This is a genomic window from Pseudomonas sp. RC10, from assembly GCF_038397775.1.
GTDB lineage: Bacteria > Pseudomonadota > Gammaproteobacteria > Pseudomonadales > Pseudomonadaceae > Aquipseudomonas > Aquipseudomonas bambusae.
In genome coordinates, this window is sequence record NZ_CP151650.1 from 140,219 (window position 1) to 162,634 (window position 22,416).

A 22,416-nucleotide genomic window follows, 5' to 3' on the forward strand; every position below is an offset into this window, starting at 1 on the left:
CGCTGCTAGGCTTGGGCTCCTTCATGGATGCCCATGATCGGGGGAAGGTATGGGGTTACGGTGCAGACTGCTCGCTGTGTGCTTGCTCTATTTGATCGCGCTGCCCGTTGCCGCAGAGGCCTTCGTGGCAGGCACTGCACAGTGGAAGCCCTATGCGTTCGAGGACGATAACGGTCGCCTGCGCGGCTTGGCCGTGGACATCACCCGCCGAGTGATGCAACTCGCAAACGTGGACGTCACTTTCGTCACGTACCCCGTCAACCGTCTGCAATCGATGCTGCAAAAGAACGAAATCGACCTCAACTACGCCGATGCGCTGATCTGGAACACCCCTGAAGAACGACAGCATTATGTGTTCTCCAAACCCTACTCCATCGTCAGCGAGCACCTGTATTTCCTCGCAGACCATCCCGCGCTCGGTCAACCCATCGAGAAGATGGATCACCTCACCATCGGCACAGTACGCGGTTACACCTACGCGGCGTTGGAACCGGCCCTTGAAACTCACCGTCTCGACCGGCTTGAGACCTCTCAGGACGACGCCTTGATCAAGCTGCTGCAAAGCCGACGCGTCGATGCGATTGCCATGGTGGACGATATTTTCGAAGGTTTGATCAACACCACCCACCTCGATCCTACCCAGTTCCGCCAGGGCGCCAAGCTCAGCGAAGCACCGCTGGTAATCAAACTCCAACCGGCGCACGCGAAATGGCTCGGGCGAATCAACCAGGCCATCGACACCCTGCGCCGCACCGGAGAGCTGGATAGCATCAGACGGCGTTATCTGCCGGGGAACACTGCCGTGGCGTGCGTGGGGGCGGGGAAAGGGTGTTGAGTTGAGGTCTCGGGGGGCTGGTTGAGACGGTGATCTCCAGCATTTGCCGTGCGATACGGTCCGCATTGAGCACGTATAATCTCACCCCGAAAAACAAGAAACCCCGCCAAAAGGCAGGGTTCCTGTTTACTTCGTCTGTCCTCGGGGGGAGGTGCTTGCACCCGCGTTTCCCGTGGCTAGTGAGCAAAACTATATGGATATAGGTCTTTTCAGTCAATGCAGATTGCGTGCGCGGTAAAATCCGCCTTGTCTCCCGCTCGAATGTCCACCTACGAAGCCAAAGCGTTGGCAGAGGGGTTTGAAGCAGCCGCAGGGCTGAAGCTGTATGCGTGGAATGCGCGGGTCAGCGGCACGTTGCTCGTTCCACTACACATCTGTGAGGTGGTTATTCGGAACGCGGTTGCAGACGCGTTGGAGGCGATGCACGGCCCGCAATGGCCATGGAACCCTGGCTTCGAACGCAGTCTTCCACGTCTGGGCGGTCCTGGGTACGACGCTGTGAGCGATCTTCAGAATGTTCGCAAAAAAGTCGCCACGACAGGACAGGTTATTGCGGAACTCAAGTTTGTATTCTGGGAAAAAATGTTCACCAGTCGGCATGACCACCGCATCTGGAACGCGCATCTACGACGCGTGATGCCAAACTTGGATGACACTAAAACAATCGCCGAAAATCGAAAAAGAATTTTCGAGGATTTGAACAAAATTCGGCTACTAAGAAATCGGATCGCCCATCACGAGCCCATTTTTGCGCGGGATCTGCGAGGAGATTTTCAACGTGTTCAGCAGTTAATAGCTGCGCGCTGTGAGATTTCCGCCAGTTGGCTGTTCGTTGAGCAGCAAGTGATCGACACCCTCAAATGCAGACCATTCTGAGTCACGTCCCTTGTCGGCGCAGATGCTCTTAGGGCGCACTCAAGCCATCACCGACAAACCGAGCATCTGCTTGGCGATACGATCCGCATCCACGAACGCTCGCGAATAACTGCCGGACGACGGCACGTAGTGGTTGTAGTACGTCGCTCCCTCGACGATAGGGCCGGTTATCCACAGCCGGTGCTGCGCCTTGCCGTGACTGTCCACATACACATCCTCACCATTTTCAGCCGCACTGTGGATAATTCCGGCGGCGTGTAGTTGGCGGATGATTGCTGAGTGGCCATCGGCTTTTCGGGCGTCACTGCCATGGGCGTGCACGCAGGCGTCCAGCACTAAGGTATGTCCATCTCCCAATGCGACTGAAACGGCGCCATTGTCAGCGTTGTAAATAACATGGGCGCTATGAACCCACTGAATGACGCCTGCCTCGGCCAGCGCCAGCAACTCTTGATGCCGTTCTTTTTGCGGTCCAGCGACCATGCGGTTGACCAGTGGAGCGTATTCGTTGAAGAAGATCGTATGTGAGGTCGGCGTTAGGCCTCTGTTATCCACAACTCGCCTGAGCTGCTCGCGGCAGCTCCTCCACACCTCAACGGCTGCCTTTATCGGGCTGTGGTCCAGATCGAGAATGCTCTCTTGGAGATCATCGCGAATAAACGCTTCGATCCACCCCTGATAATTATCCACAGGGGCAGCCATGCTGCGAGGGTTGTACACGCTGTCAGCCAGAAGCGGGACCTCAAAAAGCTCGGCAAGCTCGTGATGTTTGGCTTCGATCTCGCCCAGGTAAAACGCAGTGGCGACCTCCGATTTGATGCTCAGAGCCGAGTCGCCTTGCAGCGCTGCGACCATGCCGAAGTACTCCGCGAGCATCTCGGCCTTGAGCAGCGGTAGCACGTGAGCTTCGAAGTCCAGCCCGTCCGGGTGCCGGGCGCGAAGATCGGCCACCGCAGACAGCGTGAAGATCAGCGCGGGCGCTCCCACGCGATGGGACGTGATGTCGGGGCGTGTGCGGTAAGGCAGACCGTTGCGGGAGTACATGAATACCTGCGGTTCCTGACCTGACGTCAGATAGCGCAGTCCCTTGGGTCCTTGCACAAAGCGCCCGCCTCTACCGACCGTCAACCCGGCGACAACATCCATTGCGGCCAGGCCTAGCCCCTCAACGCCCACCGCATCTGTGGATGAAATCGTTTGAAGCGAATACGGCTGTGGATAAGCGTGTAGACGCGCCGTTATCTGGGTAATCGGAGCCGCTGAAGGCCGATTTTCAGCGTGACCGACCGTGATCAAAAGCCAGTCGACGCGGTGCTTTTTATCCCCTGTGGACAATTCAAAACGCCCCTGATCGGTGTAGTCGACCTTATCCACAGCGCGCGCATGATGAATCACCCGAACCTGCTCGGGCAGCGTCCGAATCACCTCGTCATAAGTCCACGCGAGGTATTCGCCTAGCCAGGAACGGGGCAGAAACTCATTGGGTTTCACCACACGTTCAGCGGATTTGAAACGCAGGCACCACTCGTAGAAATTCGGCCCTTGTCGGCCCCTCAACCCGCCCAGAGCAGCCTGATCAGGGAACATGGAAATCTGCGACGCCACAGTGTTGAGCATCAAATACTCCGGCTGCTCAACCGAATGCAGGCCCGGCCCCGGCCGATGGGGATCGAACACAATGATCTCCACCCGCCGCTCACCCTCGCCCGCCAGCGCGCAGAGACGCTCCAGGACGGTCAGTCCACGTGACCCACAGCCGACAATGCCAATTTTGATCGCCGGTTTTGGCCCGACTTTATCCACAGGGTTCGTTTCTATGAAGGACCTATCAAGGCGCAGATCGGCACTCAATTCCATCTCAGCGTTTCTCCGAAGAACGAGTCGATGGCGACGGCGCGGCCATCCGCTAGCGCAGTGTCTACAACGAATTTGCTCAACGCGAGGTCCAGCACACCCAGCCCGAAAGGCGAAAAGATCGAGGGTTTGCGCGGATCAAGCTGTACCTCGCCGCGAATCAACCCGGCCAGCGTGCCGTTCATGAATTCACGGTTGCCAGTCACTTGCTCCGCCAAATGCGGCGAGGTATTGGCCTTCATACAATGCTCGACGTCATCGCACAGATTGTTAGCCGTCAGCAGCAGTTGAGGGGCAAGGTCGCGCAACGAAATGTTCAGCACCACCTGACCGGCGCGGAACGCCATCGGCGGCTTCACGTACGGCTCGCCCGCCGTGGTGGCAAAGATCACGAGATCCGCCGCTAGCGCGTCTTCCAATGAGCCTGTGCGGGTTGTGCATAAGTCGGTCTGCTCAATGAATCCCTTCAACGCCAGGGCCGACGCGTCGTCGAAGTCATGCACCACCGCTTGCCCGATCTCCCAACCTTCCACCGCCAGCATCCGAGCAATGTTGCGGGCGATAACGCCTGCGCCGATAAATCCCACAGACTCCGCCTGACGCGACTGACTATTGAGCCAATAAGCGCCTGACACCGCTGACGCCGCTGTTCTGACCGCGCTGATCTGAGCGCCTTCAAGGCAGGCATAGGGGTAGCCCGTTTCGCGATCATTGAGAATCACCACCGCCGAGGCGCGAGGTTTTTGCTGGGCGACGTTACCGGGAAAGCTGGAAATCCATTTGATGCCCGCGACAGCGTCCTCGCCCTCCAGCGATGCGGGTAGCGCAATGATGCGGTTGGCCGGTTGTTGTGGAAAACGCAGGAAGTAGCTGTCCGGGTTGAGGGTCTGACCGTCGTGGTGTTGCAGATAGACCTGTTCGACGCGCGCGACCATGGTGTGCGCCTGGCTGTCGAGGATGTCTTTGATCACAGCGCCCGGGATGACATGGAATTCAGACATTCAACGCTTCCCCCTCGAAGGTGTGGACGTAGGTGTTCAGATAGCGGCTGATGGGCTGCGACGACAGCGCGGCCAGCTCGGCTCGCCCGAATTTCTGCATGACCCATTCATCGTTGTAGATCGTTTCGAGGTAGCGCTCGCCAGCGTCGGGGGAGATCGCGACCACCACCGCGTCTTTAGGAATCTCCAGAGATGGCGCCGCCAGACCTGCGACCACCGTGCCGGTCGATCCCCCCGCCAACACGCCGTTGGACTTCGCCAACCATCGGCACATGGCAACCGTGGCGCGCTCATCGACCACTTGCTGTTTGTGCAAATGATTGGCGCGAAAGATCGGCGGGATCTGGCTTGATCCAAGGCCCGGAATGAAGCGCTTCCCCGGCGCCTGACCGAAGGTCACCGAGCCGGCACTGTCCACAGCAATGATCTTGGTGCGTGGCGAATGCTTGCGGAAATACTGCACGCAGCCCATCAACGTGCCCGTGGTGCCCACGCCAACCACCAGGTAATCCAGCGCCGGAAATGCGATGTGAATCGAGCGCGCCGTGGTTTGCTCATGGGTGCGGGCGTTGGCCGGGTTGCTGTACTGGTTGAGCCACAGATAACGCGGATCGCGGCCCACGGTGTCGCGGATGTAGCGAATGCGAGTGCCCAGGTAGCCGTCGTTATCGTCGCGCTCGGTGACAATCACGATCTGCGCGCCGAAGGCTTCCATCATCTTGATGTTGTGCAGGTTGGTGTTGGGGTCGACCACACAACAAAACTTGTAGCCTCGCTCCGCGCAGATCATTGCCAGGGCCACACCGAGGTTGCCCGAAGATGACTCGATCAACACCGTGTCCCTGTGGATAAGTCGGCGCTCGGCGTAGGAGTCGATCAGGCCGATGGCGGTTTTCATCTTGATCGAACCGGCTGGGTTACAGGACTCCAGCTTGAGGTGCAGATTCTCGAACCCTAACCCCTTGAGCCGGACGAAGTTCGAATCGCCCACGATATGCGAGATGAAGTTCATGGCCGTGCCTCAGCCCGTGCGGCCATTGAGCGCTTGGGATGTGCCACCACCGGCGCCAGTTGCCGAGGTTGCGTGGCGAGCAAGGCGTCGGTCAGTTGCTGGGCGCGCAGTGCGACCATGGAAAACGACTGCGCGTCGCTAATGCCGTGGGTTTTTTCTGACGTGCCGTTGGCCAGAATCTGCACGCCCTCGCTGTGTTGAAGGCCCACGCGGTAGTGGCGGTCCACGGCCAGATGGCCGTCTTCTTCGCGCAGCAACCAAGGTTGCAGCAAGGTGAGCAACGGCGGCACCGCGAGCTGTTCATAACCGGTGCCGAGGACGATGCCATCGACATAAAGCGTGGTTTCAAGCCCCGTGTTGCTGTCGCGCAGGACGACGGAATACGCGTCGCCCACCTGCTCCACCGAGATGACGCTGGACCACGTGTGCAGGTTCAAACGCTGATGCCCGCTGACTTCGCCTTCGTACATGAAGGAGTACAACGCCTGACTTTCGTCAGCGTCGATGCCTGCGTAGTTGGTCGAACGGATCTCGTCGAACACCTTGCTGCGACTGGACGGGTCCAGTTGGTGGAAGTAATCGACCTGCTCTGGCAAGAACGCCATGTTCGGAAACTGCCCCAGTTGCCCGACCCGGAAACCCACGCCCCTGTGGACAGAATGCACTTGGGTGGTTGGCGCGGCACCGAGCAGATGCGCCACCGCCTCGCCTGCACTTTGGCCCGACCCCAGCACCAGCCAGCGCTGGGCAATCGGGCCGCCGCCCAGGTGAATGTTCTTCAGGTACTGCGAGGTGTGGAAAACCCGCCCGCCCAAGTGAGGGCTGAACGCTTCGGGAATGTTGGGCAAACTGCCGTGGGAAAGCACCAGCCGCTTTGTACGATAGGTCCCTTGAGCGGTGACCACATCCACTGCGCGCAAGATGCCTTTTTCCGCAACGGGCAACACATCCAGCACACCTTCATCGTAGGAGACGTAGTCTTTTAATTGCGCGGCGACCCACCCGATGTAGTCTGACCATTCCACACGGCTTGCGGGACGTCCCAGCAGACCGAACTTGTACAGCCGCCCTTTTTCCTTGAGGTACATCGCGAAGGAGAAACGGCTGCGGGGATTGCGCGGCGTCACCAGGTCGCGAAAGACGTGGTGGTTGATGTCAGTGCCCGCAAGCAGGAAGGCGCCGTGCCAAGTCGAATCGCGCCCTTTCTCAAAAAAACGGACGCGCTGAAACGGCTTCTTGCCGTTGTCCTCCGCTTCGTCTTCCAGCGCACAGGCCAGTGCGATACCGGCGGGACCGAAGCCGACCGACACAACGTCCAGCTCCTGACGCAAACCCTCGATTTCAAACTGATTCATGGTGGTTCTTCCTGAAAGGTTCAAAGACTTGGCGAGCCGAGAGCGGCCCGATTCAACACAGCAGCCGTCTTTCATGGACGCGCTTGTCGGCGTAGACCCAAAGCGAAACCCGGGCGTGATCGTTTTCCCCATCGCTGAAACGGATAGGGCCTGCGGGTGTGGAAAACTCATCCGAACGCAGCGCCGTTAGCAGCCTGCGGTGCTGGCGAACGGCGAGGTCTATCAGAGAGAACGCGGCCAACGTCTCGATGGCGTAGACCGGCGCCGATTCGCCGTAAATCCGTTGGTACGCCCGATCCACTGATTGGGCCTCGGGCAGATCGCTGGCGATGGGAAAGCTGACCACGTAAACGACGCCGGTCTGCGGTAATCCGCTCACCAACGCAGGTGACGCAGCATCGTCGGTGAAAAACAGCGGTAATCCACAACCGGAAAGGCGGTTTTCCACAAGGAACTGGCGGCTGGCTTTCAATCGTCCACAAAACACCAGCGCGTCGGCTTGAACGGTGTCTTGAACAATCTGCACTGTGGATAACTTTGCGGCGTTCTCAAGCTCTTTTAACTGGCGCTGACCGTGCAGGCTTTGATCGGCGTACAGCGCAAGCTTGAACAGGCCCTGAGTTTCAGCAAACGCCAGCAGCCGTTTTGCCAACACCTTGTCTGATGCACATACCCTGAACGTCGTGCGGCCCTCTTCGGTCAGGGCCGCAGCGGTCGAGGCCGGGAGGATCAGCGGAATGCCAGCCTGTGCATAACTCTCCACTACGGCGGCAGCGGACTCGGACGCGAAATGGCCGATCACCGCGTCCACCCGCGCCTCGATTAAACGCTCGGCCGCCGCACGACCGCCATCAGCCGTGGCGCCATCGTCGAAATAAAAATGCTGCGCACGCCGGATGTGGCTGAATAAATGGCTTGAGAGGTATACGCCACGCAAAAAGCTGCGGGCATGCAGCGTGGTGCCGACGTCCAACGCGGCGCAGATACCCAGGCGCATCATGACAATGCCACCTCGGTGAACCGGCTGGGGTTGAACGCTTTCATGATCGAGCGATGGTCAGCATCCATCGACACACCCGCCGTCAAACCGCGGAGTTCGAAAGACAGCAACTCTGCGACGCTAGGCGCCATCTTGAAGCCGATGCCACAAAAGCCTGTGGCCAGATAAATGTGGCTGTTGGCGCTGGAACGACCCACCAGCGGCCGACCGTCATCGGTGTAAGCGTCCCACGCGACCTGGGTGACGACCGGAAGGCTGTGTTGCGTGTCAAAGCCCAGCTTGGCGATACGGGCCATCACGTCCTGTTCGTTATCCATCACAGACAGGTTCAAGTGGCTTGCGTGGTCCGCGCGATGACGACGCTGCCCGCCCACTTGCATCAAGGTGCGTCCAAGCGGCAGCAAATAGGTGTTCAGATGATGCGCGATGACCGGCATGCTCGGGGCTTCGTCGCAACTCACCCGAGTAAACGGAATGGTGCGGGCGTGCACCACGCCAGGCGGCCTCGGCAGCGGACCATCAGCACCGCAGGCGTCGACGACCCAGGTCGCCTCCAGACACAATTTGCCCGCGTGCACTTGGACTGAGCCTTCGAGTTCGACGCATTTATCCACCGCGAGATGATCGAGAAACGTTGCCTTCTCACTGACGTAACGGCACAGGTTCGAGACCGCCGACAAGGCATCGACCATGCCGCCATCACGCTCGATGAGCAGGCATTCGTCATCGCAAAAGGCGCTGAAGCGACCGTTGTCCAGCGCGCTGACCGACGCATGCAGCTCGACGTTTTGCGTGCCCACGGCATCGAGATAACGGCCGCAGATTTCAGAATTGGCAATGTACGCGACGCCAGTGCGTTTCAGGGCCTGTTCGAACACGGCATGAACGATCCCGGTCGTGCCGTGATGCGCGCCGCGTCGAGTCAGCGGGCGCAACGCGGGGTCCAGCTCCAGAGCCCGAACGATGCCGCCGGTATCACGCGTTGCCCCTTGGCCGCCGCCGATGCCCTTTTCCATAAGGGCAACGTCGAGGCCGCTTTCGACGAGCGCTGCGGCAATCGACGCGCCCATGACACCCGCGCCGATCACGATCACATCGAATGACGTCTTCATCAGCGTCTCCTGATCAGATCTCGTACTCAACGGCGCTGACGTACACCAGCTGATGAAATACTTCGTTCTCCGTGAAACGGCAGTAGCGCAGAATCTGCTTGGCCAAATCCGGAAACACTGGCGCACCAATCGCCCCGATCAACGCCATGTAAGGGAGGATGCGTTTGCCAAGCAATTGGCGATCACGGGCCGCGTTGATCACGTCGCTAAGCAAGACGGCCAGGCCTTTCATGCTGAAGTGATCCACCGAAGTCACTTCGAACCAGCGGGCCACCAGCAGCTTGATCGCCGCAGCATCAGCCGACGTGACCTTCAGGCTGTCGCCCTCCACGCGCTCCCGCTCGGCCTGCGCGGCGAGTTTCACCAGCACCTCGTTGAAAGTTTGCTCGCGCCAGGCGGCGAATTTTTCGACATCGAAGTCATCGGTGTCTTGTTCCGGCGCAATCAAAGCCAGATAGAACCGGGCGCTGTCGGTGCAGGCGTCGGCCACCAGGTCCCGGGCCCAGATCGCGTAATTGCGGCTGGTGGAGAGGTTTTTGCCGTTCAGGGTCAGGAATTGATTGGTATAGAAGGTCTGACGCATGCGGTAGCTGTGCATGGTTTGGAGCAGCGCGGGGTAAACCATCATGTGGCTGAACGCGCAGTCGTAGCCAAGGAAATGCACCAATCGGCCTTTGCCCGAGCGGCAGTACTCGTCGTATTCCCAAGGCGCGTGCTTGTGTTCGTTGAGGTATTCGCGGAACGCGCCGAGATAACCCGACAGGCCCATCACCCACGTGTGAATGCGTCGGCTGCCGTCGGGCTTGAGGTCTAAGCCGCCGTCGTGAGGACGTGTGATGCCCCAATCAATCGGCCCGATTTCGAACTCTTCGTTGAGGAAGCGGCGAATGAAGGGGCGCAGCGGAGCGTGTTCGAAAGTGCTCTGTAGATGGCTGCGGAAGTTGGACAGCGCCAGGAACTCACGCTCGACCGGTCGCCAGATCATCTGGGACGAACACAATTTGCAGCGAAACTCGGTCATCTTCGACGCGTTGGGCGTGTGGGCGCATTCCTCGCACTGGCTGGCGTCGGAGTCAGAACCGCAATGATCGCAATTGCCCCGCCCAAACGCCTCATAGCCCCATTTTTCGCACTGTTCACAGTAGGGTTCCTGGCTGACTTTTCTGTAAATGGCCCCCGCCTTCATCGCCGATTCGTAGGTTTCTTCGACCGCCTTCTTGAAATAGTTATTGCGATAAGGGCGCATCCAGAAATCAACTTCAATCCCCATCTTTTTCAGGGTGTCGTTGATCTTGTCGGTGTTTTCCAGCGCCAGCTCCTGGGGCGATCGGTCCAGTTCGATGCCACGGCGCAGCATGTAGGACTGATAGTCATCGGAATAGGAAACCAGCGTGCAATCATGCCCGCGCTGGCGTTGTGCGCGGGTGTAGATGTCCGCAGCCAGAAACGGCCCGGCCATGTGACCGATGTGCAGGTCGCCGTTCGGGGTGGGCGGTGTAATGGTGACCAGGAGCTTGCCCATTACGAAGCCCTCTGATCGGACACGTCATGGATCGTCGCTTTTTGCAGCGCGAACTCGTTCAGGGCGACGGCCTGTTGGGCGTCTTCGTCGAGGAAACGGTTGGCCGAATCGCGGTCCCACCAGACCACGTAGAAGTGAAAATCTTCGTCGGTGTCGTTAAGGACGTAATGGTCGGTGTGTTTCGGAATGGCGGCGATATCGCCCATGGTGAAGGGGTAGGTCTGATCGACAACGACCAGCTTGGCCGTGCCTTTTATGCCGATGAAGAACTCTTGATCGATCTGGGTGTGGGACAGGGACTTGGTGCCGGGACGGACAACGCACCAACCGCCGCCAATCGGGGTCGGATAACCGTCCCACGGCAACAGCCGGGACCCGTCCAGATCGTATTCATGAACCAGTTTGTCCCACGCCATGGGACGGAAAATTTGAAAGCCTGTCATGAAGTGTCTCCTTCAACCCGGAGCATCCTTGCTCGTTGTTTTGCCGGCGCTAGCCAAGGCTTAACGACGCCGTTGAGTTGAGGGATAAGCTGAAGAAATTCGGGAAGGGGAGCAAACAAGAAATATGCAATCAGTGGTTAAGTTTGACTTAACTCAAGTTTGCTTAATCATCATGCTTATCAAGTGGTTAACAGATTATTTGGCGCGAAATGTTTGCTCAATTGACGCTAAAGCAGGGCTTAACTGTCGCGATAAAAAGGGGCGGATGTATTGAAACCTGAGAGAGCGAATTCATTCGCGAAAAATGGATCAGTCGCTATAAATGCATCGTCTGAACTGACTTTTCGCGAATGAATTCGCTCCCTCAGGGGGGCCGCGATTCTCCAGCAGGTAGCATGTGAACGGTATAGCCGCCGTGGATAGGCACCCCACTCCTCAGCGCGTCGTGAATTCCCGTTGGCTGGCTATCGCCTGGGACACCAGCCAATCCCGGAACTGACGGCTGGATTTAGGCAGGATGGCGGTCTCGTCGTAGACCAGGTAATACGCAATGGGCGTGTCGATCGTCGCGCGAAACGGCACCACCAGCCGCCCAGACGCCAGCTCCTCGCGCACCAGCGACCGACGCACCAGTGCGATGCCCATGCCCGCCAACGCAGCCTCGATCACCCCGTTGGAATCCACAAATACTGAGCCCCTGTGCACCGCAGCTTCAGCGTCCTCGATGCCCACCGCCCGCAGCCACAGCGCCCAGTCTTCACGGTGTTCGTCGTGCAGCAGGTTGTAATTCTTCAGATCGATGGGCGATGACAGAAAGCGCGACTCCGGCAGCAGGCTCGGCGCGCATACCGGCTGCAAACGGTCGTTGATCAGCATCTCGACCTCCAGACCCGGATAGCGTCCAAGCCCGTGGCGCACGGCGAAATCCACCCCGTCGCCCAACAGGTCAACCAATCGATTGGTCGTGCTGATCAACACTTCGATGCCAGGGCAGATCGCCTGAAAATCCGGCAGGCGCGGCAACAGCCATTGCATCGCAAAACCGCTGGTGCAACTGACCGTGATGGTATTAGGGCCGTTGTCGCTCATCAGCCGCTGAGTCGCGTCTGAGATCTGGCCTAATGCGGGGCGGATCGCGCGTAAGTAAATCTTACCTTCGGGGGTCAGCTCCAGACGCTTGGTGTTGCGGATGAACAGCGTGACGCCCACGGCTTTTTCCAACTTGGCGATCTGTTGGCTGATCGCCGCCGGGGTGACGAAAAGCTCGCCCGCCGCGCTCTTCATGCTGGCGTGACGCCCCGTCGCTTCAAAGCAAAGCAACGCGTACAAGGGCGGGAATTTCATGCCGGTCCTTAGTTAAGAAAATCAGTTAAGAAAATCTAATGTGCGTTAGAAAAGCTCGCTTGAGCACGACTGGAGAGACTGCTCAAATCATCACACCCCGGCTCGACAAGCGTCAATCCACAACTTTCGCGCCGTCCGTTTCAAGCATTGGATTTGGGAAGGAAGTGCTATGCGTCCATCTGATTATGTTCGACTGCTTCTCCTCGCTGCGATCTGGGGAGCAAGTTTTCTGTTCATGCGCGTGGCCGCCCCGGTATTAGGCGCATTGCCTACCGCATTCTTCCGGGTATCAATCGCCGCCATCGGTTTATTCGTCATCCTGGCGATGTTTAAAACCCGCCACGATTTCCAGGGCAAACTCAAAGCGACCATGGTGCTGGGTATCATCAACTCGGGTATTCCGTTTTTGATGTACAGCATGGCGGCGTTGCTATTACCCGCCGGATACTCCGCCATTCTCAATGCCACCACGCCGTTAATGGGCGTCTTGATCGGGTCCATGTTTTTCAATGACACGCTGACTCCGAAAAAAGCAGCGGGTGTATTGGTGGGCTTGTTGGGGATCACCTTGTTGACCACCACCGGCCCGATGACCTTCACCAGCACGGTGGTGATGGGTGCTCTGGCCTGTTTGGTCGCAACCACTTGCTACGGCGTGGCAGGGTTTCTCACCCGCCAGTGGATTGCCGACAAAGGCGGTCTCGACGCCAAACTCGTCGCGTTTGGCAGTCAAATCGGCGCTACGCTGTTTCTCGTGCCGTTCTTCGGCATCTCGGCCACCGTCAACCCGCCCGTCAGCTGGGGAGATTCAACGGTCTGGTTGTCCCTTCTCGCGGTGGGTTTTGTGTGTACGGCCTGCGCCTACATTCTGTATTTCCGGCTGATTGCTGACATCGGCCCCGTCCGCTCACTGACCGTCACCTTTTTGATCCCGCCATTCGGGGTGCTCTGGGGCGTGATGTTCCTGGATGAACATTTGTCGGCGGGTCATCTGTACGGTGGCGGGCTGATTTGTCTAGCCGTGTGGTTCGTGCTCAGCAAGAGCACGCCCAAACCGTTACCCGAATCACGGGACAACCCCGCCACTACCTGATTCACGCACTTATCCACAGCTGAATCCGTAACGAGACTGTCTGGTGGCGACCGCCAGACTCGGCCTTTCTTCGCCCGGCATTTACTCATGGATCTGCCGGACCGGAGATAACGACACGTTCTGGAATGACTGACATGGCATCACTCACACACGCGTTCACCCTTCAGCTTTCGGGCTGTGGCATCCGGGCGGAGTCAGTACGATGAGCAGAGCGATTCCCTTGATTGCCCTTCGCACCTTCGTCGAGGTGTGCAAGGTGGGCAGTATGAAACGCGCCGCCGATCACCTGTGCGTCTCCCCCGCCGCCATCAGCCAGCAGATCAAAGGGCTGGAAGATCAGATTGGAAAACGCCTGTTCGAACGCGACGCCAAAGGCATTCAGCTCACCACCAGTGGCCGCAGCCTGTTCGATGAGCTGTCCGACACCTTCGACGTGATCGAAAAAGCCTGGTCTGGCGCGGCCCTCAAACAGCCTCGCCAGACCCGCCTGGTCATCAGCACCACGTCCACCATCGCCAGCTCCTGGCTGATCCCCGCGCTGGGAAGTTTCAAAGAGCGGTGCCCGACCATCGAAATCTCGATACAGATTTGCAATGGCCTCTCGGATCTCAAGCATGGCCATGTGGATATCTCTATTCAGCGAGAAATGGCCAGCAGCCCGGACAACCATGCCACCCGCCTCTGGTCGTCTTATTTGATCCCCGTGTGCAGTCCAAACTTGCTTACCAAACAACGGACCATCGACAGTCCACAAGACTGCCTGACTTATCCACTGCTCCAAGACACCGAACGCAACTACTGGAAGGTGTGGATGAATGCGTTCGGTGTGAACAACCGCAAAATGATCCAGGGATCGAGTTATGGCGATGAATCCCTGTTGATAAGTGCCGCTTGTGCGGGCCAAGGGATTGCCTTGGTCAACAACGTGTTTGCGTCCGAAGCCCTGCGCTCCAAGCGCCTGGTGCAAGTGACCAACGCTACGTCCGAACTGAAATTCGACTATTTCGTTTACTGCGCCAAAGAGCGGCGTGAGGAATGGGCGATTGTCGAGTTCATGAAATGGGCGGTGCAGCAGGCAGGCAAGACGGTAAAGGGGCATGTTTGTGAAGCAGCGAGTGTGCACAAGGTCGCGTGAATTCAAACACCTGCGAGGTTTGACCGGCGTCTTATTTACACCCTCTTTTTAAACCACTTACGAGTGGTTTTTTTCCTCCATTCATTCCTGTGAACGATAGTACGTCAGCCTCCAGACAGGCGGAGCGGGATACAGTGAATGGCATTCAAGTCTTCACGTATGATGCGGCGCCTGCGCTCGGGTGCCTTTTGCGCCCAATCCCATACCCCCGTTTTCGCCCTGTGACCGTCAGAGGTTTTCCTCGCGATACCTGAGGCAGAAAGGCTTTTTAGAATAATCAGAATGCAAACGATCAAAACCCTCAGTCGGCGCTTCAAACAAAAAAAATACCTGCTGGTCGCCATCGCTGTCCTCGTCGCATTGGCCGTTGCATGGGCGGTCCACTCTCACTCGGTCGTTGAACGAAAGGCTCGCAGAGCCATGCTGCCACGCGTCTTACCCACCGTGCAGACTCACGACCTCGGCGGCTCGTCGACGCTGACGCTGTTCGTGCCCAATGTGTCGAAAAAAACCATCGTCATCGCTGTGCCTGTGGACAACGACCTGGAAACCAAGCGCCTGCGCAAACTGAGTTTCGATGCCTCCGCCACCGTGGTGAAGATCGAACTTTCACCTTCCGATTGCCTGCAGGCCCTTCGCAAATTCGACGAGTCCTTGCGACGCTTCGCGCCGACTGCCGATATTGTCGTAGGGCTCGATGAAGAGGCCATGCTGGCGCAGCGTTGGCTCTCACTGCAAACAAATGAACGGGCAATCGCCGTTTCGCTGACGACCGATGGCATTGGGGAGGCCAGTAAGGAAGTCTGCGCAGACCCCGCCACCGTGCTCCCGTCAAAAGGGACATGGCACAACCTGACGTCGAACAAATTGACTGTTTGGGAAAACGGCGTCGCCACTCACGTCACAACACCGATGACGCCGAAAAAGCTGATTTCCGAGGAACTGGAAACGTATCTGCGTCATACGATTCTCAACATCCCCGAACTGAACATGCTCAACAAGCTGCCGTTGATTGAACTGCCTGCCGCCAGCCCCGGCGATACACTGACGCTCTTTTATTCAGGTGATGGCGGTTGGCGGGGACTGGACAAACGCGTTTCGGAACATCTGTCCGACGCCGATATCGCCGTCGTCGGCGTCGATGCGCTGGAGTATTACTGGGACTTCAAAAGCCCGGAAAAAAGCGCCCAAGAGTTGTCCCAAATGATGGAGCACTACCGCCAGAAATGGGGCATCAAACACTTCATCCTCACCGGTTATTCGTTTGGCGCTGATGTACTTCCCGCGCTCTACAATCGCTTGCCTGTTACCGATCAGGCCGATGTTCAGAGCATTGTGCTGCTGTCGTTCGCACGTAGCGCCAACTTCGAAATCCGCATCGAAGGCATGATGGGAAAAGACACCGGCAAATACCCGACAGGCCCGGAAATGGCAAAGCTGCCCGCCAATAAAGTGTTCTGTGTGTACGGCACGGATGAAGCGCGCAAGAGCGGATGCACGGACGCCACCGTCGTCGGAAAGACCCTTGGGATTCCCGGGAACCACCACTTCAATGACGATTACGACACGTTGTCCACCTACCTGATCGACTTCATCAAGAGATCATAAGAGGGGTCATCACGGTATATCCGTCATAACACGCGGGTCAGGGCTCTGCGCGACCGGGCGCATGATGCACCAGATTGGCGAGTTCGACCTTATCGGTCAGTCCCAGCTTGGCGTAAATCTCTCGCAGGTAATGCCGTACCGTTGCTGGCGACAATCCCAGAGAGCGCGCGATTTCCTTGTATGACTGCCCGCAGGCAAATGCCGCGGCTACTTGCGATTCGCGCGGGGTCAGACTGTCCAGGGCTGATACGGCCGAAATGCTCAACAGGCTAAGACCACCCGCCGGTTTCAAGGTAAAACCGAGTCTTGCAAATCTCACTGCCGAGCCGCGAGGCACATTGAGCAGACCCTGTATCAGCGGCTCAGGCAGCGTGGGGCCGCACCAGTGCGGCCAGACCGAACGAACGAGCTCACGAAAGCGCGGTGGCGGATCCAGCACGGCAAATTGCAGGTCGACGAACACGCAACTCATGACGGTCGAGGCGTCGGCTGCCCCCGCATAATGGTCCTGACGTCGCGAAAGATTGTGGCGCCACGCCAAATTGACGTGAGGCATCAGAAACTGTTTGGCCCACACATCTGACTTGTCGAAGGCGGCGCTTCGGCCGCATCGAAACAATGAAAGAAACAGGAAGTCGTCGTCTCGTCCCGGCAATCTGTAGGCCGTACACAGGGCGTACTTGTTGCCAACGTCGGCATTGATCTCGTAAAGCCCCTCAGTGCTGTGCAATTCCTGAGTGCCGAAACGCACGGTGCGCGTCGGCGCATCGTTCACACTCATCGCCAATCGGTCATCGCCGGTACACGTTTGCCATTTCTCGACATACGAGTCGGGGAGATTGGCCTGGTATGAACTCAGCAGGGTAAAGCCCGCCGCAGTGGGGGACATGATGCCCCACCAGGCTCGATCGAAGCCGATCACCTGATCGATCTGGTTCAACACCTGCTCTTGAAAGACTTCCGCGTCCGCTTCAAAGGCTGATGTGTTGATGTTCAAAACCACGTCGCCGCAATCTGTGAGCGTTTTCAACATGGGTGACTCCTGGGACGCTGTCGTCCGGTGGCTGCAAGCGGCAGAACCAAGCAGTCGCACTCCATTGCGTCAATCAGGCCTCCTCGTGGCACGTCACACTGGCTTGAAGCACACCCCGTTCATTTGAACGATGGGATTACCCAATGGGCGCTCCTACAGTGGCCGCGTGCCTTACATTTTTATGTCAGGCAATTCCTACCACCTTTCTTTGGGTTTTACCAAAGGATTCCACGGACGCCTGCCATGCCTACATCACAATTAATTCGCGGCTCCTCTCTCATTCGGCTCTGGTTCGTGGCCAACGCGATCGTGTTGATGCTGCCACCGCTTCACTGGTTAGTGAACGATCACCAGACACCTATCGCTGGCCTTGCGCCGACACTCTTTTATTTCATCGCGATCTGCATCTCGATCACGGCCAGCGTCGTGGCGGCATACATGCAGGAATCCGAAGCGGGAGAACTTCAATGATTGTCACTTTCGGAATGCTTCTGATCTTCTTCGCGATGATCATCTACGTCCTTCAACGCAGCCACGTGAAAGACAAGAACTTCACCGACTATGCCGTCGGCGGCCGATCATTCGGCGCGAATTACCAGGCGATGTCGTTCCTGAACACTTGGTACCCAGGCGCGATGTTTACTGCATTTGCCGGGCTAGCGGCCGGCGCCGGGGTGATTTCGTTCTATGTCCTCGCGTACAGCCTGCTGACCGTGGTGCTGATGTACGCCATGGCCAAAACCGTGTGGGTGTGGGGCAAGAAATTCGACCTGCACACACAGCCCGATCTGTTCGCCCTTCGCTATGACTCACGGCACATCCGTACCATCGCCGCGTTAATTGGCATCGTGTCCGGATTTCCATGGCTGGTCTTAGCCATGCAGGCGATGGGTGGCTTGTTTCACTTCATGTCATTGGGCGCGTTGCCCTTCTCTGAAGCTGTGATTCTAGGCGTCATCGTGGTGGCCATACGGCAGATCTGGACCATTCGCATGGGTATGCGTGGTGTCATCATCTCCGATATGTATCAAGGCATCGTCGCTTACGTCTTCGGCAGCGTGATGCTGTGTGCATTGATCGCATGGCTGTGCTTCTCCAAAGGGATCACGCTGGGCTCACTTGACCCCAAAATGTTCGCGCTTCCTGGCATTGGCTCGAAGGAAGGCCCGCTGTATCTGTTCAGCCTGCTCTTTACCGGGACGATCGGGGGCTGGTGCCTGCCGTTCATCTTCGTGCGGCTATTCACCGCCGAGGGCGTGGTTGCCCTGAAAAAGTCGGCGGCGCTGGCCATGCCGCTGTCGCTGATCTTCGGCGTCTCACTGTTGATTTTCGGGATGCTCGCGTCGCAGCTCCCAGGAATCGCCGGTCACGAAGAAGACGTATGGTTCCTCGTCAGCCAGCAGGCCGGAGGCTTGGTGTTACTCGGATTGGCGGGGGTTGTCTTGCTGGCGGCGTCCATCGGTCACACCGACGGCAGCATTCAAGCGACAGGCGCTCAGTTCGCCAACGACCTCATCGGGAACTACGTCGATCTCACGCCGCGCCAACTCGTCACCGTCTCCAAGCTTGCGATGGTTGTGCTGACTGCATTGGCTGCATGGGTGGCCTGTCTCTCGCTCCCCGCTCTGTTCACCCTGGCTGTGCTGGCCTATCAAGGGGTCATTCAGCTGGCTGTGCCGCAGTTCCTCGGCATCTTCTGGAAGCGCGGTAACAAGCAAGGGGCCATCGCCGGAATGGTCGTGGGTTTCGTGCTGGTGATCATGCTTGAACTGTTTTTCAAAGAGACGCTGGCTGGGGCCTATGGGTTGTCATCGGGCGTGCTGGCGCTGGTCGTCAACCTGGCGGTTTATGTGGGTTTTGCCTACTTCAAGCCCCACACAGCGCAAGAAAGCGAAAGGGTCGAGACGTTGTTCGCGGTGGCTCGCGATGCGCAGCCCGAAGCGATACCCATGCCGATTGCGGATCTGCCTGTACGCGGCTGAACCACCTACAACGCCACGTCATCAACGCTTTACTGTTGAGTAGCCATCATGAACATGTCCGCCTCGCAACATTCACCGTTTCCCGCTGAGTTCACCGCTGCCGTGGTCCAGGCCGCACCGGGTTTTTGCGATCTTCAGTTGTCCGTTGAAAAAACCCTCCATTACATTGCCGAAGCGGCGCGTCAGGGTGCGTCAATCGTCGCTTTTCCCGAAGACTGGATTCCCGGTTATCCGTGGTGGATCTGGCTCGATGCCCCCGCTTGGGGTTTCTCCAAGGGCTGGGTACGTCGCTTTTATGAGAACGCCTTCACCTATGAAAGCGAAGGTGCAAGGCTAATCGCCGCCGCTGCCCGGCAGCACAAAATCCATGTATCGCTGGGCGTGGTCGAGCGTATCGGCGCCAGCCTTTACGTCGGTAACTGGATCATCGACGACAGCGGCGAAAGCGTCTCCCGACGTCGCAAATTGAAGCCCACACACATGGAGCGAACGGTATTCGGCGAGGGCGACGGCAGCGACCTGGTCGTCAGCGAGACCCCACTGGGGCGCATCGGTGCACTGTCGTGCTGGGAGCATCTGCAGCCGCTGACCAAATTCGCCATGTACAGCCAGAACGAGCAGCTGCATGTAGCAGCGTGGCCCGGCTTCAGCTTGTACAAAGACGTCGCCTATTCGTTGAGCGCCGAGGCGAGTCTGGCCGCCACCCAGACCTACGCGTTGGAGGGTGGATGTTTCGTTCTGGCGCCGTCCTCCGTCACATCGCAGTCAATGGTGGATCAAATCTGCGACGCGCCGGAAAAACATGCGCTATTCACCACCGGCGGAGGGCACTCCGTCATTTATGGCCCTTATGGCAACCTGATTTCAGAGCGCATGCCCGACACATGGGAAGGCGTGATCTGTGCGCCAATCGATCTCGGTGAAATCGCTGTGGCAAAGGCCGCTGCCGATCCCGCGGGCCATTACGCGCGGCCTGATGTGATGCGCCTTCTGCTTAATCGGACCCCTGCTCATCGGGTGCATGCTTTCGAACCCGGCCTGCAAGAACAGCGTGGGCCATTCCCCGCAGCAGAGGGTGCTGTCGCATCAGCTCATGCAACTACGGAATGGTCATCAACAGAAGACGTCGAAGGATAAGGTCGTTGCATTGAAGGACGGGATTGCCCCCGGATCGACGTGAACAGGCACATGGCTCCGATTGCATGTGCCCGTCGATGCAACGCTTAAAAAGGACAGCCGAGAATAACAACATGCCTTCATTTCAAGACGCACCCACTTCTTCGCTCATGGACCAAGCCTGCGCCTGGCGCCGTGACTTTCACGCTCATCCAGAATTGGGCTACCACGAACATCGCACCAGCGAGCAGGTCGCCCGGTTGCTGGAAAGCTTCGGCCTTACCGTGACTCGTGGGGTCGGTGGGACGGGTGTCGTCGCGACATTACAACGAGGAACAGGGCCCGCCATCGGCTTGCGTGCCGACATGGACGCCCTGCCTATGCAGGAAAACAGCGGCTTGGCGCATGCTTCCACCCATGATGGCTGCATGCACGCCTGCGGCCACGACGGTCACACCACCGTGTTGCTCGCCACCGCTCAGCATCTTTGCGAAGCGACGGACTTCACGGGCACGGTCCACTTCATCTTTCAGCCTGCTGAAGAAACAGGGGCTGGCGCGCGGCGGATGATCGAAGACGGGCTTTTTGAACAGTTTCCCATGCAGGCGGTGTACGGCTTGCACAACTGGCCTGGCCTGCGCCAAGGTTCGCTGGCCGTGAATCCGGGGGCGATGATGGCGTCCCAAGACACGTTCAACATTCTGATTCAGGGCTCCGGCTCACATGCGGCCATGCCTGAGAACGGCATCGATCCCATTGTCGTGGCGACCCAGTTGGTGTCAGCGCTGCAAACCATCGTTTCGCGGCGAATCTCTCCGCTGGACGCTGCCGTGCTGAGCGTCACCATGATTGAAGCCGGCACGGCCTATAACGTCATTCCTCACACCGCGACGATCAGGGGGACAGTCCGGTGCCTGTCCAGGGATGTGCGCAGTCGGATACAGGAAATGATCGCCACAATGGTCAATACTTTGCCGAGCGCCTTTGGGGCAACAGGTACAGTGGCGTTTCGAGAAGGTTATCCGGTTACTCAAAATGACCCGGCCTGTGCCGAGCGCGTGCGGGATGTCGCGGCGTCTATTTTGGGTGCCGAAAACGTGCGTTGGGATACACGAGCGTCCATGGCATCGGAAGATTTTGCATACATGCTTCAGTCCTGCCCGGGCGCGTATTTTTGGTTAGGCGCTGATGGCGCCGAAGCCTCAAGGCCCCTGCACCATCCCGCGTATGACTTCAACGATGCGCTGATTCCAGTTGGCGTGCGACTTTTCTGCGGCATTCTGAAGTCGTATCAGGCAGCCTCCGTCCATCAGACATAAACGCCGCAAGAATCGGAGCGTACAGATCCCGAACGGGCCGCACCATGAGTCATCTGACCATGGAGAACCCACTGATGAATGCGCCCCACGTTGTCGCCGAACCCCACATCCTTTACCTCGGCACCCCCGTTGTTCTGGTGAGTACCGTCAATGAAGACGGTACTCACAACCTTGCCCCCATCTCTTCGGCGTTCTGGCTGGGGTGGCGAGGCGTGCTGGGTATCGCGTCCGGCTCGCAGACCGCGCAAAACCTGCTGCGCACCAACGAATGCGTACTGAACCTTCCCTCCGTCAACGAAGTGAGCGCCGTAGACCGCATCGCCAAAACCACAGGCGTGTACCCCGTTCCAGCGTTTCGAGAAGCGATGGGCTATGTGTACGAGCCCGACAAATTTGGCCGCGCGGGCATGACCAAGGTGGCATCCGACACCGTCGAGGCCGCACGAGCGCTGGAATGCCCCATACAGCTTGAGGCAGTCGTCGCGGCGGCTCATGGAATAGGCGAAGACAGCGACGTGCTGCGCGGCTTCATCAGCCTCATCGAAGTCCGGATCAACCGCGTGCACGTCCACCCGGATGTGCTCATGGACGGCCACGCCAACCGGATCGATCCGGACAAATGGACGCCATTGATTATGAGCTTTCAGAAATTCTATGGCCTGAGCGGACAGGTGCATGCGTCGAGACTATCCGAAATACCGGAACAGGCGTATGAACCGCTGGCGAAGGTTTGAATTTTTTCAGAGAAGAGGCCGCGTGATAGCGGCCTCTTTTTT

The 22,416-nt window shown here is 58.2% G+C and carries 20 protein-coding genes; 10 read left to right on the forward strand and 10 right to left on the reverse strand.

Features of this window, described 5'->3' with window-relative positions; genetic code table 11:
• Positions 1-82 precede the first annotated feature (82 nt).
• Positions 83-835: a transporter substrate-binding domain-containing protein gene (locus AAEO81_RS00635; RefSeq protein WP_341961003.1), complete on the forward strand. Its 753-nt coding sequence runs from the start codon at positions 83-85 to the stop codon at positions 833-835.
• Between the two features lie 261 nt (positions 836-1,096).
• Entirely contained in the window at positions 1,097-1,711 is a 615-nt protein-coding gene (locus AAEO81_RS00640; protein ID WP_341961004.1) for a hypothetical protein, read from the forward strand.
• Between the two features lie 39 nt (positions 1,712-1,750).
• Here AAEO81_RS00640 and AAEO81_RS00645 read toward each other — a convergent pair whose 3' ends face one another.
• From AAEO81_RS00645 to gcvA, 9 genes are all read right to left on the reverse strand, one after another.
• Positions 1,751-3,568 (reverse strand): FAD/NAD(P)-binding protein, encoded by a 1,818-nt coding sequence (locus AAEO81_RS00645; RefSeq protein ID WP_341961006.1) that lies wholly within the window; start codon positions 3,566-3,568, stop codon positions 1,751-1,753.
• Positions 3,559-4,566 carry a 2,3-diaminopropionate biosynthesis protein SbnB gene (sbnB, locus tag AAEO81_RS00650; protein WP_341961007.1) on the reverse strand — a complete coding sequence of 336 codons (1,008 nt, stop codon included), beginning with the start codon at positions 4,564-4,566 and terminating at the stop codon, positions 3,559-3,561. Before sbnB ends, AAEO81_RS00645 begins: the two co-directional genes overlap by 10 nt.
• Positions 4,559-5,578, reverse strand: coding sequence for a 2,3-diaminopropionate biosynthesis protein SbnA (sbnA, locus tag AAEO81_RS00655; RefSeq protein WP_341961009.1), 1,020 nt, complete (start codon positions 5,576-5,578; stop codon positions 4,559-4,561). Before sbnA ends, sbnB begins: the two co-directional genes overlap by 8 nt.
• On the reverse strand, positions 5,575-6,933 hold the full coding sequence (locus AAEO81_RS00660; protein WP_341961011.1) for a SidA/IucD/PvdA family monooxygenase: 1,359 nt from the start codon (positions 6,931-6,933) through the stop codon (positions 5,575-5,577). Before AAEO81_RS00660 ends, sbnA begins: the two co-directional genes overlap by 4 nt.
• A gap of 52 nt (positions 6,934-6,985) precedes the next feature.
• Positions 6,986-7,933, reverse strand: a complete 948-nt coding sequence (locus AAEO81_RS00665) for an ABC transporter substrate-binding protein (RefSeq protein WP_341961013.1) — start codon at positions 7,931-7,933, stop codon at positions 6,986-6,988.
• Complete coding sequence (locus AAEO81_RS00670) at positions 7,930-9,045, reverse strand: FAD-binding oxidoreductase (protein ID WP_341961014.1); 1,116 nt, start codon at positions 9,043-9,045, stop codon at positions 7,930-7,932. The genes AAEO81_RS00665 and AAEO81_RS00670 overlap by 4 nt, the downstream gene beginning before the upstream one ends.
• Before the next feature lie 13 nt (positions 9,046-9,058).
• Positions 9,059-10,567 carry a methionine--tRNA ligase gene (locus AAEO81_RS00675; protein WP_341961016.1) on the reverse strand — a complete coding sequence of 503 codons (1,509 nt, stop codon included), beginning with the start codon at positions 10,565-10,567 and terminating at the stop codon, positions 9,059-9,061.
• Positions 10,567-11,010, reverse strand: coding sequence for a cupin domain-containing protein (locus AAEO81_RS00680; RefSeq protein WP_341961018.1), 444 nt, complete (start codon positions 11,008-11,010; stop codon positions 10,567-10,569). The genes AAEO81_RS00675 and AAEO81_RS00680 overlap by 1 nt, the downstream gene beginning before the upstream one ends.
• Before the next feature lie 435 nt (positions 11,011-11,445).
• Positions 11,446-12,354 (reverse strand): transcriptional regulator GcvA, encoded by a 909-nt coding sequence (gcvA, locus tag AAEO81_RS00685; protein WP_341961020.1) that lies wholly within the window; start codon positions 12,352-12,354, stop codon positions 11,446-11,448.
• A gap of 169 nt (positions 12,355-12,523) precedes the next feature.
• Here gcvA and AAEO81_RS00690 point away from each other — a divergent pair, with 169 nt between their 5' ends.
• The 3 genes from AAEO81_RS00690 to AAEO81_RS00700 all read left to right on the forward strand — a co-directional run bounded on the left by AAEO81_RS00690 (position 12,524) and on the right by AAEO81_RS00700 (position 16,190).
• Positions 12,524-13,447, forward strand: coding sequence for a DMT family transporter (locus AAEO81_RS00690; RefSeq protein WP_341961021.1), 924 nt, complete (start codon positions 12,524-12,526; stop codon positions 13,445-13,447).
• Positions 13,448-13,649: 202 nt separating this feature from the next.
• Positions 13,650-14,582: a LysR substrate-binding domain-containing protein gene (locus AAEO81_RS00695; protein WP_341961022.1), complete on the forward strand. Its 933-nt coding sequence runs from the start codon at positions 13,650-13,652 to the stop codon at positions 14,580-14,582.
• Between the two features lie 420 nt (positions 14,583-15,002).
• Positions 15,003-16,190 carry an AcvB/VirJ family lysyl-phosphatidylglycerol hydrolase gene (locus AAEO81_RS00700; RefSeq protein WP_341961024.1) on the forward strand — a complete coding sequence of 396 codons (1,188 nt, stop codon included), beginning with the start codon at positions 15,003-15,005 and terminating at the stop codon, positions 16,188-16,190.
• A 37-nt stretch (positions 16,191-16,227) separates the two neighbouring features.
• On the opposite strand, the gene AAEO81_RS00705 is transcribed toward AAEO81_RS00700, so the two are convergent.
• Positions 16,228-17,223, reverse strand: coding sequence for a LuxR C-terminal-related transcriptional regulator (locus AAEO81_RS00705; RefSeq protein ID WP_341961027.1), 996 nt, complete (start codon positions 17,221-17,223; stop codon positions 16,228-16,230).
• Between the two features lie 243 nt (positions 17,224-17,466).
• On the opposite strand from AAEO81_RS00705, the gene AAEO81_RS00710 reads away from it, so the two are divergent.
• The 5 genes from AAEO81_RS00710 to AAEO81_RS00730 all read left to right on the forward strand — a co-directional run bounded on the left by AAEO81_RS00710 (position 17,467) and on the right by AAEO81_RS00730 (position 22,374).
• On the forward strand, positions 17,467-17,694 hold the full coding sequence (locus AAEO81_RS00710) for a hypothetical protein (RefSeq protein ID WP_341961028.1): 228 nt from the start codon (positions 17,467-17,469) through the stop codon (positions 17,692-17,694).
• Positions 17,695-17,708: 14 nt separating this feature from the next.
• Positions 17,709-19,205: a sodium:solute symporter family protein gene (locus AAEO81_RS00715; RefSeq protein ID WP_341961030.1), complete on the forward strand. Its 1,497-nt coding sequence runs from the start codon at positions 17,709-17,711 to the stop codon at positions 19,203-19,205.
• A gap of 48 nt (positions 19,206-19,253) precedes the next feature.
• On the forward strand, positions 19,254-20,342 hold the full coding sequence (locus tag AAEO81_RS00720; RefSeq protein ID WP_341961032.1) for a carbon-nitrogen hydrolase family protein: 1,089 nt from the start codon (positions 19,254-19,256) through the stop codon (positions 20,340-20,342).
• A 77-nt stretch (positions 20,343-20,419) separates the two neighbouring features.
• Complete coding sequence (locus tag AAEO81_RS00725) at positions 20,420-21,640, forward strand: M20 aminoacylase family protein (RefSeq protein ID WP_341961034.1); 1,221 nt, start codon at positions 20,420-20,422, stop codon at positions 21,638-21,640.
• 44 nt (positions 21,641-21,684) lie between these two features.
• Complete coding sequence (locus AAEO81_RS00730) at positions 21,685-22,374, forward strand: flavin reductase family protein (RefSeq protein WP_341961036.1); 690 nt, start codon at positions 21,685-21,687, stop codon at positions 22,372-22,374.
• Positions 22,375-22,416: the final 42 nt, after the last annotated feature.

Bases quoted from the DNA above. Each gene is read 5' to 3' on its own strand.
- AAEO81_RS00640 (WP_341961004.1), top strand. From the start codon at position 1,097: ATGTCCACCTACGAAGCCAAAGCGTTGGCAGAGGGGTTTGAAGCAGCC.
- AAEO81_RS00645 (WP_341961006.1), bottom strand. From the start codon at position 3,568: ATGGAATTGAGTGCCGATCTGCGCCTTGATAGGTCCTTCATAGAAACG.
- sbnB (WP_341961007.1), bottom strand. From the start codon at position 4,566: ATGTCTGAATTCCATGTCATCCCGGGCGCTGTGATCAAAGACATCCTC.
- sbnA (WP_341961009.1), bottom strand. From the start codon at position 5,578: ATGAACTTCATCTCGCATATCGTGGGCGATTCGAACTTCGTCCGGCTC.
- AAEO81_RS00660 (WP_341961011.1), bottom strand. From the start codon at position 6,933: ATGAATCAGTTTGAAATCGAGGGTTTGCGTCAGGAGCTGGACGTTGTG.
- AAEO81_RS00665 (WP_341961013.1), bottom strand. From the start codon at position 7,933: ATGATGCGCCTGGGTATCTGCGCCGCGTTGGACGTCGGCACCACGCTG.
- AAEO81_RS00670 (WP_341961014.1), bottom strand. From the start codon at position 9,045: ATGAAGACGTCATTCGATGTGATCGTGATCGGCGCGGGTGTCATGGGC.
- AAEO81_RS00675 (WP_341961016.1), bottom strand. From the start codon at position 10,567: ATGGGCAAGCTCCTGGTCACCATTACACCGCCCACCCCGAACGGCGAC.
- AAEO81_RS00680 (WP_341961018.1), bottom strand. From the start codon at position 11,010: ATGACAGGCTTTCAAATTTTCCGTCCCATGGCGTGGGACAAACTGGTT.
- gcvA (WP_341961020.1), bottom strand. From the start codon at position 12,354: ATGAAATTCCCGCCCTTGTACGCGTTGCTTTGCTTTGAAGCGACGGGG.
- AAEO81_RS00690 (WP_341961021.1), top strand. From the start codon at position 12,524: ATGCGTCCATCTGATTATGTTCGACTGCTTCTCCTCGCTGCGATCTGG.
- AAEO81_RS00695 (WP_341961022.1), top strand. From the start codon at position 13,650: ATGAGCAGAGCGATTCCCTTGATTGCCCTTCGCACCTTCGTCGAGGTG.
- AAEO81_RS00700 (WP_341961024.1), top strand. From the start codon at position 15,003: ATGCTGCCACGCGTCTTACCCACCGTGCAGACTCACGACCTCGGCGGC.
- AAEO81_RS00705 (WP_341961027.1), bottom strand. From the start codon at position 17,223: ATGTTGAAAACGCTCACAGATTGCGGCGACGTGGTTTTGAACATCAAC.
- AAEO81_RS00710 (WP_341961028.1), top strand. From the start codon at position 17,467: ATGCCTACATCACAATTAATTCGCGGCTCCTCTCTCATTCGGCTCTGG.
- AAEO81_RS00715 (WP_341961030.1), top strand. From the start codon at position 17,709: ATGCTTCTGATCTTCTTCGCGATGATCATCTACGTCCTTCAACGCAGC.
- AAEO81_RS00720 (WP_341961032.1), top strand. From the start codon at position 19,254: ATGAACATGTCCGCCTCGCAACATTCACCGTTTCCCGCTGAGTTCACC.
- AAEO81_RS00725 (WP_341961034.1), top strand. From the start codon at position 20,420: ATGCAACGCTTAAAAAGGACAGCCGAGAATAACAACATGCCTTCATTT.
- AAEO81_RS00730 (WP_341961036.1), top strand. From the start codon at position 21,685: ATGAGTCATCTGACCATGGAGAACCCACTGATGAATGCGCCCCACGTT.